Genomic DNA, 9606 nt, shown 5'->3' on the forward strand with positions numbered 1-9606 from the left:
TCTTGATAGTTTTTGCTTCAGGGACAATAGATGATACATAACGCGGTTTAACAGGTACAGTGATTTTTTTAGATGTATCAGCACCATTTCTAAAGCCATCGTATGCCTTTACAATTACTGTAGTTGTTCCTGCTTTTTTACCTGTTATCACACCATTTTTGTCAATACTAATGATATCCTTATCATACTTAAGGAATCCCCAGCGATCAAAAACTGCTTTTTTCGGTGAATATGTAGGATTGATAGCTTTTTTCTTTCCAACATATAAACTGATTTTAGAGTCAGCAGACACTGTTTTAACTTTTTGTCTTACATTCAGTGTGATCGTATCTGACTTTGTTTTATCAGCTTTGGAAGTCACTGTAATTATGGCCTGACCCGGTTTTTTACAGGTAACACGACCCTTATCATCAACAGAAGCAATAGAACTCTTGCTGGACTTATAAGTCACAGCCTTGCTGCTATCATCCGTCACAGAAACTTTGGCTTTCAGATCTACTATCGTAGAACCTTTCTTTGTCAACCAAACAACTGCACTTGACTCCCTGGTCGGCTTTGTGATTGTTACACTCTTAACAGCAGCATTCGCAGTTAATCCGAAGAACAACGACATAACCATAATCACCATAATGCTTTTTGTGATTCGTTTCATAACACTACCTCCTTATAATTTTTGCCTTGGCATATTTTGTCGGATGCTCGTTCTCCAACTACAGAGTTATTATCCTACTTTTTGGGGAATATGTCAATCCCCGCCAGTTGCCATTTATGTCATAAACATGGTTGTTTGTTACATTTTCCTTATTTCATTATGTATAATTTTTTATACAATATTAATACTCCTGAAATATATAGAAAGATTATAATTCATACTGTAATAGTAGGCTTATACGCAAAAAAAGCTATAGACTCTGTTATTAATCAGAACCTATAGCTCTTTTAAAATGGAGCTGAGGGGAATCGAACCCCTGTCCGAAAGCCTATTCATTGAAGCATCTCCCATCACAGTCATTACTTTAACATTCCCTCTATCTGCCGCTTAATGACAAGCTGCAGACTTTAGTAGCTTCATAAATTCTTTTATTCCCTCAAAGCTTTGGAAACAAAGTGCCTCACATTATTTGATGCCGGTTACTTGAGCTGTGAGTGACCCAAGGCCGACAAGCAGCATTAGGCTGCTGCTAACGAATAATTATCGTCTGCGTTTATATTTTTTGTCCGGTTTGCTGCGTGGTCCCGGCCCACGGATGGCTTCTCCAATTGCAAAACCCCCGTCGAAACCAGTACAACCCCTGATATCAGGTGTAATTGGTTCTGCAGACGTTTGCATAGTAGAAATACAAATTAAATTTTATATTTCTGGTATATCATCGCTTCATTATTGGAACAATGATATGCTAGTTGTTTCATTATAGTTGATCCGATGAGGATTGTCAAGGTTATTCATACATTTCGTATTAGCATTTTATGTAAACCTTATAAATGTAATATAATCTAATCAGAAACGAAGAACAGCACAGTTATTCCGCACTGGCTGTTCTTCTCTTAAGCTTTATAATAGCCAAATATATTTAAACTCATATCGTTCGTGCAGGTATAATGATATAACAGATCATCTTTTGAATGAACCTATTTCTTCCTATTATATATACACTCAGATTTACCCGTTTTATTTCTCATATAAATTTTGTGATACGATTTTTAGAAGTTCTTCGCCTGAATCTGGAAATAAGCCTGAGGATGTGAACATACCGGACATACTTCCGGAGCATCTGTTCCGTAGTGGATGTGTCCACAGTTGGAGCACTGCCATGCTACTTCTTCTCCTCTGATGAATACTTTTCCTTCTTCAATATTTGCTAATAATTTTCGATATCTTTCTTCGTGCTCTTTTTCAATTTTTGCTACTTCTTCAAACCAGTATGCAATTTGATCAAAGCCTTCTTCTTTTGCTTCTTTTGCAAATGTTGCGTACATATCGGTCCATTCGTAGTTTTCGCCTTCTGCAGCATCTTTTAAATTTGTAAGGGTATCCGGCATGCCGTCATGTAATAATTTAAACCACATTTTTGCATGTTCTTTTTCGTTATCTGCAGTCTCTAAGAAAAGGTTAGAGATCTGAACATATCCTTCTTTTTTTGCCTTGCTTGCATAATATGTATATTTGTTTCTTGCCTGGCTTTCACCTGCAAATGCTGCCTGTAAGTTCGCTTCTGTTCTTGATCCTTTTAATTCCATGGTAAAATCCTCCTTCGTATTTTCAATATCAGTAACTATTACTATTTTAATATAGCACTATTTCTATATTTTGTCAATTATATTTCAAATTAATTTTATCTACTCCGGAGTTCTATGAAATACATGTTTAAATTTAGAATGCTATCTGCATACCGCTGGAATGTTTATGAATCACTTTCAAGCCCCAGAATTTCTGCCAATACTTCAATGATGATTTCATTTGTGCAGGATTTAACGTATCCCATCATGTTCAGCATAATCTCATCGTTTTTCTGGGCTTCTGTTAACTGATCATTGTGTTTTACCTGATCCAGCAACACGATCAGCTGGGGTGATAATTCTTCATAAGTTTCTAATGTTGCCTGGGTTACCAGTTTTTTTAACTCTTCTTTTGATGTGGGTACCATACCGATTACCTCCTGATTAAGCTTGTTGATGATTGTTCCAGGTCTATACAAATGAAAGGTGTGCCATTGTCCGCTTCTACAGATTCCGGATTTTGAATTCTTTCTCTGCTTCTCTCCGCTGATCTTTTTTGGCAATGTCCTGTCGTTTATCATAGAGTTTTTTGCCTCGGGCTAGTCCGATTTCCACTTTTACCAGGCTCCCTTTAAAATATACCTTCAGGGGAACCAGTGTAAATCCTTTTTCTTTCATTTTCCCGGTCAGCTTATTGATTTCAAAGCGGTGTAACAACAGCTTTTTGACTCTAAGCGGATCTTTATTAAAAATGTTGCCTTTCTCATAGGGGCTGATGTGCATACCATATATGAATACTTCGCCGCGATCAACGCGGACGAAGGATTCTTTGATACTGCATTTTCCCATACGAAGGGATTTTACTTCTGTTCCATGCAGGGAAATGCCTGCTTCATAGGTATCTTCTATAAAGTAATCGTGAAACGCTTTTTTATTATTTGCTATTAGTTTTATGGATTGTGCTCCCACTTAACTTTCTCCCCCTTCTTCTGCAATTTCAAAATCGATGGTGCGGCTCTGGCGGTCGCAGTCGATTACCTTTACCGTTAATTTCTGTCCAAGTTTATATACCTTGCCGGTGTCCACACCGAACATTTCATATGTTTCTTCCTTATAATAATAGCGGTCGTCGTACATATGAGTAACATGAACCATACCTTCTATGGTATTGGGCAGTTCCACATACAGGCCCCAGCTTGTAATGCCGGAGATGACTCCCTGGAAACACTGACCTATGCGGGCTTCCATATATTCTACTTTCTTCAGCTTATCTGTTTCCCGCTCTGCTTCATCCGCACGTCGTTCCATCTTACTGGAATGGTCTGCAACCTGTGTCAGAATTCCGTCATAATGCTTGATTCTGCCGCTGTTCATCCTGGCGCGCAGATTGTCTTTGATGATACGGTGGATCTGAAGATCCGGATAACGGCGGATGGGTGATGTGAAATGACAGTAATATTGTGCTGCCAAACCAAAATGTCCGGTACATTCCGTCGTATATTTAGCCTGTTTCATGGAGCGCAGTGTTAATCTGCTGATCATGGCCTCTTCCGGCGAATCTTCAATTCTGGCCAGGAGTTTTTGAAGTTCTTTTGGATGAATCTCGTTTTTGCTGTTCTTAATCCCATATCCAAAGTTATTGATAAACAGCGCCAGTTTTTCGATTTTTTCCGGATCCGGCGTATCATGGGTACGGTATACAAATGGCAGCTCCTGCCAGTAATAATCTTCTGCTACGGTTTCATTCGCCAATAGCATAAAATCTTCTATAATCTTAGTAGCTACATTGCGGTCATAGGGTTTGATTTCCTGAGGCTTCCCTTTTTCATCTAACAGAATCTTAGTCTCAGGGAAGTCAAAATCAATGGAACCTCTCTGTTTTCTTTTTTCCCGTAATAATCCTGCCAGTTCCTGCATGCGCTCAAACATAGGTACCAGTTCTTCATATTCCCTGCGTTCTTCTTCATCCTGTTCTGTCAGGATTTTCTTTACACTGGTATAGGTCATTCTCCGGTCTACATTAATGACGGTTTCCGCAATTTCATGGCTGATTACATTTCCTTTTTCATCCACATCCATGAGACAGCTCAGTGCCAGTCTGTCTACCCCCTGATTCAGGGAACAGATTCCGTTGGAAAGCTTGTGGGGGAGCATGGGTATTACCCGGTCGACCAGATATACGCTGGTACCTCTTTTTAAGGCTTCCCGGTCCAGAGCGCTGTTCTCCTGCACATAGTTGGTTACATCCGCAATATGCACGCCCAGATGATAAATGTTTCCCTCTTTTGTCAGGGAAATGGCATCATCCAGATCTTTTGCATCTTCTCCGTCAATGGTAACCATCTGCAATTCCCGCAGATCCTTCCTGCCTTCCATATCCCCGTCTATGATTTCATCCGGCACCCGCTGTGCCTGGTTCATTACTTTCTCCGGAAAATCCAGAGGCAGTTCGTAGGCATAAACGATGGAAAGGATATCCGTCCCCGGATCATTGATATGTCCGATAATCTCTTTTACTTTTCCTTCGGGATTCTTCGTCTTTGTACCGTACTCTGTGATCTCCACTACTACTTTATGCCCGTTTACAGCCCCTTTTGAGCGTTCGATGGGAATGAAGATATCTTTGGTCAGTTTTAAATTATCCGGTACTACAAACCCGAAATTTTTACTCTGCTGATAGGTTCCAACTACTTCTTTTAATCCTCTTGCCAGTATTTTGACAATGACACCTTCCTGGCGCTTCCCCGTCTTTCCAGGGACCAGAGCAACCTGTACCGTATCATGATGCACGGCGCCTTCAGTAGCTGTTTCCGGTATAAAAATATCTTCTTCCCGGCCTTCTATTTCTACAAATCCAAATCCTTTCGGATGTCCGATAAACGTTCCTACCAGGGAAGTATCCTCTGCCTTTTTATATTTTCCGCGTTTTGATATTTCTACTTTTCCTTCCTGGATTAATTCTTCCAATACCTGTTCCAAGGCCGGTCGGTCTTCTTTTGTGACCTGAAGCAGAATTGCGATCTCTTTTATCTTCATCGGAACATATTGTTTATCGCAAATCATATCGTATATGACTTTTTTTCTCTTATCTAATAATTCTTGATTCATTCATCTTCTCTCTTTCTTTTATGGCAGCAGCTGCAGTGCTTTCACTATGTTGCTGGCTGGATGCAGTATCAGTGCCACCCAGTGTAAATACACCAGACATACTGACTATATTCCATGAATTTCGACATGGTTTAAAAAAACACCCTTGCAGTATCTACAAGAGTGTCTTCTAACTTTAAAACTTAAGATTCAATACTACTGACAGCACGATAAATCCAATAGCTAAGAACTTTGTGGATTTAACAAGCGCACCTTCTACGGAGCGTCCTTTGTTCTTGCCCCAGTAAGTATCTGCCATTCCGCTAATTGTACCAAGTCCTGCTGACTTGCCTTCCTGCATCAATACAATTATGGTTAACGCAATACAAACTAAGATATAAATTATAGTAAGGATCATTTTTAAAACTTCCACGCTCTGCACCTCCTATATTAAACGACAATATTGAGTTTACCACAGGCTGGAAAAAAAGTCAATAATTTAAAAATTTTCCTCGATACGGAGGAGCTGATTATACTTGGCTACCCGCTCACTCCTGCACGGTGCTCCTGTTTTGATCTGCCCTGCTCCCGTAGCAACTGCTATATCTGCAATGATAGTATCTTCTGTCTCTCCGGAACGATGGGAAATAATCGTGCGGTAACCTGACCTCTGTGCCATATGAATCGCTTCAAATGCCTCTGTCAGCGTGCCGATCTGATTTACCTTTACCAAAATGGCATTTGCAGCCCCCATCTCAATTCCTTTTTTGAGACGTTCCGGGTTGGTTACAAATAAATCATCTCCAACCAGCTGAATCCGGTCCCCTAATTCCTCGGTCAGCTTTACCCAGCCTTCCCAGTCATCCTCGAATAATCCGTCTTCAATGGATACAACCGGATATTTATCCGTAAGCTCTTTGTAGTAAGCAATCATTTCATCCGCTGTGCGCTCTACCCGGTGGCCCTTCATCTGGCTTTCACCCGGAAAATAATAAACTCTCTTCTTTTCATCGTACAATTCAGAAGCGGCTGCATCAATGGCTATGACGATATCTTTTTTCATCTGGTAGCCGCTCTTTTCCACTGCCTCTATCAGCAGTTCGATTACCGCTGACGCATCGGGCAGGTCGGGGGCAAATCCGCCTTCATCTCCTACTCCGGTAGACAATCCTTTGGATTTCAGAATTTTCTTCAGATTATGGTAAATTTCCGAACACATTTGTAATCCATCATGGAAGCTTTTCGCTCCTTTGGGCATAATCATAAATTCCTGCAGGTCTACGGTGTTATCTGCGTGGCATCCGCCATTTAACACATTCATCATAGGAACCGGAAGTTCACCCACCTGCATTCCGCCCATATAGCGGAACAACGGCAGTTTCAGTGACTGGGCAGCTGCTTTTGCAACCGCCATAGATACTCCCAATATGGCATTCGCTCCAATTCTCGATTTATTCCTGGTTCCGTCTTCTCTTAAAAGTATTTTATCAACCGTAGTCTGCTGCAGCACGTTTTCACCGATTACTGCATCAGCAAGGATTGTATTCACATGATGTACAGCCTGGGAAACACCTTGTCCCAGATAACGTTCTTCCCCATCCCGCAGTTCCATGGCTTCAAACTGCCCGGTAGACGCACCTGAAGGAACCGCAGCCCTTCCAATTGCACCGCCTTCCGCCAGCACTTCCACTTCCACTGTAGGATTGCCCCTGGAATCCAGGATCTCTCTTCCGTAAACATCGACAATTGGTATATATTCAAACATAGATCATTGCCCTCCTTTAGAGAGTAGTGTACCCATATTTTTCATAAAATAATCAACAATCAGTGCATGCCCATATCAAAAATTTCCCGTATCTCATCCGTCACTTCACCTTCCACTTTACAGGAAAGAAGCAAATGCAAAAGCCGTTTGTTTACCCCATCATCCTGATTCTGAGCCTCTACGGCTTCCAGCTTTGGAAATAAAACCGCTTTCATTTCTCCTACCGTTCCAAGCGTCCGTAAATGCATGGCGAACTCGTCATCCAGCCCAAGCGCCTTCACCGCCACACCCGATGCACAGCAAAACTCCGCCGGTGAAATCAACGGACTCTCAGACTTACACTTCAATTTAATCATAATCGCTGATTTTACTATATCCTTTACCATATCCAAAACCTCCATCCTATATTCAGGGCCATATAGAAAAAAGAGCCTTTTATCATTATGAAGCTGCCAGCCTGCAGCCTCATAAAGCAGCAATGGTATGCGGAGAGATACCGGCAGGCATCCCAGCGCATTTAGCCGCTGTGCGATAAAAAACCCTTTTCCAATGGAAACATACCTTATTTCTTGATCAGCAACGATTCTCCCGTCATCTCTACCGGCTTTTTCATTCCCATCATTTCGATTAATGTAGGAGCAATATCAGCCAGGCATCCGCCTTCTTTTAATGTATAGTCCTTATCATAATTAACCAGAATGAACGGAACCGGATTAGTTGTATGTGCCGTAAACGGAACCCCTGTTTCATAGTCTACCAGCTGTTCAGCATTTCCATGGTCTGCACAGATGAACATCTGGCCGTTTACTTCTTCCAGAGCAGCTACCGTTCTTCCAACGCATGTATCAACGGCTTCAATTGCTTTAATTGCCGCATTTTCCACGCCTGTATGGCCTACCATATCTGGATTTGCAAAGTTAATGATGATAACATCATATTTATCGGATTTAATTGCCTCGACTAATTTATCACAAACTTCATAAGCACTCATTTCCGGTTTCAGATCATAAGTAGCAACCTTTGGAGATTTCACAAGGATTCTGTCTTCCCCTGCATTTGGTTCCTCTTTTCCACCATTAAAGAAGAAAGTTACATGTGCATATTTCTCTGTTTCTGCGATTCTTGCCTGTGTCAGATGATTTTCAGCCAGGAATTCACCAAATGTATTGGTAATACCAACCTTGTGGAATGCTACTTCTTTATGAGGAATTGTTTCATCATAGTCGGTAAAGCATACATATGTCAGTTCTAATCTCTTTTCACGGGCAAAACCATCGAAATCATCACAGCAGAATGCACGTGTGATTTCTCTTGCACGATCCGGTCTGAAGTTAAAGAAGATTACGGAATCTTTGTCTTTGATGGTTGCAACCGGTGCTCCGTCTTTTACCATTACGGTAGGCAGCACGAATTCATCTGTCTTGTCCGCATCATAGGACTTCTGAACGCCGCAAGGTCCGCATTCCGCTGTTTCTCCTTTGCCATTTACCATTGCATTGTATGCCAGTTCTACTCTGTCCCATCTGTTATCCCTGTCCATTGCATAATAACGTCCCATTACCGATGCAATTTCCCCAACGCCGATTTCTTTCATTTTTTCAGCCAGCTGTTCTACATATCCCTTACCGGAAGAAGGAGGTGTGTCACGTCCGTCCAGGAAGCAGTGTACGTATACTTTTTCCAGACCTTCTCTTTTTGCCAGCTCCAACAGTCCATATACATGCGTAATGTGACTGTGAACGCCGCCGTCAGACAATAAGCCGAACATATGAAGTGCTGTATTATTTTCTTTTGCATTTCTTACTGCATCTAATAATGCTGCATTTTTGAAGAAATCTCCATCCTGAATCTCTTTGGTGATTCTGGTAAGTTCCTGATATACAATACGTCCGGCACCCATGTTCAGATGTCCAACTTCAGAGTTACCCATCTGGCCTTCCGGAAGTCCTACTGCCATGCCGCTTGCCTGACCTTCTACAAACGGACACTCAGCCATCAACTTGTCCATAACCGGAGTATTTGCTTCTGCTACTGCATTTGCCTGCTCCTTCTTATTCAATCCATATCCATCAAGTATCATCAAAACGGTTGGTTTCTTACTCATGATATTTTCTCCTTTATTTAAATTAAATTATTTTAGCGTAACTGAAAAGTGTGATGTTCTCTCAAAAGCTTATTTTACATGATGGTTGGGCTTCTTGTCAACAATACCCCCGATTAAATTTTATTAATTGATATATATTGTTCTTCAGACCGGGTGTGCATTAAACTTCAAGGCGTCAGAACAAATAAAGAGTTTCCTTCTCTGGTGCTGTATAGTGGCGTATTTGCTCTGGGCGACTCTAGAGCTTATAATTTCAGAACAAATATACTACGAACTATTTAGGTGTTTACTTAGCTAGAATACGGTGAGCATATACGGTTATAAAACAATAAATTGGGGGTTTGCTGAGTAAGGACGCTTTGTATCAGTGGATAGTGTACGAAAAGAGAAGGTGACTGACCCGGAGTGGTGTTTGTAAGTCTTAACGAAGAAC

The 9606-nt window shown here is 41.3% G+C and carries 9 protein-coding genes and 1 other RNA gene; all 10 read right to left on the reverse strand.

What is annotated here, in order from left to right; all coding sequences use genetic code 11:
• A partial coding sequence (locus ACH2DQ_RS18295) for an Ig-like domain-containing protein (RefSeq protein ID WP_395027770.1) occupies positions 1 to 652 on the reverse strand: 652 nt, incomplete at its 3' end.
• 290 nt (positions 653 to 942) lie between these two features.
• Positions 943 to 1293, reverse strand: a transfer-messenger RNA (tmRNA) gene (gene ssrA, locus ACH2DQ_RS18300).
• Positions 1294 to 1701: 408 nt separating this feature from the next.
• The gene (gene rbr / locus ACH2DQ_RS18305) at positions 1702 to 2238 is read right to left on the reverse strand and encodes a rubrerythrin (RefSeq protein ID WP_394914378.1); all 537 of its coding nucleotides are present in this window, start codon (positions 2236 to 2238) and stop codon (positions 1702 to 1704) included.
• A gap of 164 nt (positions 2239 to 2402) precedes the next feature.
• Positions 2403 to 2645 (reverse strand): hypothetical protein, encoded by a 243-nt coding sequence (locus ACH2DQ_RS18310; protein ID WP_394914377.1) that lies wholly within the window; start codon positions 2643 to 2645, stop codon positions 2403 to 2405.
• Positions 2646 to 2721: 76 nt separating this feature from the next.
• Positions 2722 to 3186 (reverse strand): SsrA-binding protein SmpB, encoded by a 465-nt coding sequence (smpB, locus tag ACH2DQ_RS18315; RefSeq protein ID WP_027293861.1) that lies wholly within the window; start codon positions 3184 to 3186, stop codon positions 2722 to 2724.
• The gene (gene rnr, locus ACH2DQ_RS18320) at positions 3187 to 5325 is read right to left on the reverse strand and encodes a ribonuclease R (RefSeq protein WP_394914376.1); all 2139 of its coding nucleotides are present in this window, start codon (positions 5323 to 5325) and stop codon (positions 3187 to 3189) included.
• Between the two features lie 175 nt (positions 5326 to 5500).
• Positions 5501 to 5722, reverse strand: coding sequence for a preprotein translocase subunit SecG (gene secG / locus ACH2DQ_RS18325; protein ID WP_394914416.1), 222 nt, complete (start codon positions 5720 to 5722; stop codon positions 5501 to 5503).
• Positions 5723 to 5803: 81 nt separating this feature from the next.
• Complete coding sequence (eno, locus tag ACH2DQ_RS18330) at positions 5804 to 7069, reverse strand: phosphopyruvate hydratase (protein ID WP_394914375.1); 1266 nt, start codon at positions 7067 to 7069, stop codon at positions 5804 to 5806.
• Between the two features lie 59 nt (positions 7070 to 7128).
• Positions 7129 to 7455 carry a DUF3837 family protein gene (locus ACH2DQ_RS18335; protein ID WP_394914374.1) on the reverse strand — a complete coding sequence of 109 codons (327 nt, stop codon included), beginning with the start codon at positions 7453 to 7455 and terminating at the stop codon, positions 7129 to 7131.
• A 176-nt stretch (positions 7456 to 7631) separates the two neighbouring features.
• Positions 7632 to 9173 carry a 2,3-bisphosphoglycerate-independent phosphoglycerate mutase gene (gpmI, locus tag ACH2DQ_RS18340; protein WP_394914373.1) on the reverse strand — a complete coding sequence of 514 codons (1542 nt, stop codon included), beginning with the start codon at positions 9171 to 9173 and terminating at the stop codon, positions 7632 to 7634.
• Positions 9174 to 9606: the final 433 nt, after the last annotated feature.

The organism is Robinsoniella sp. (assembly GCF_034124845.1).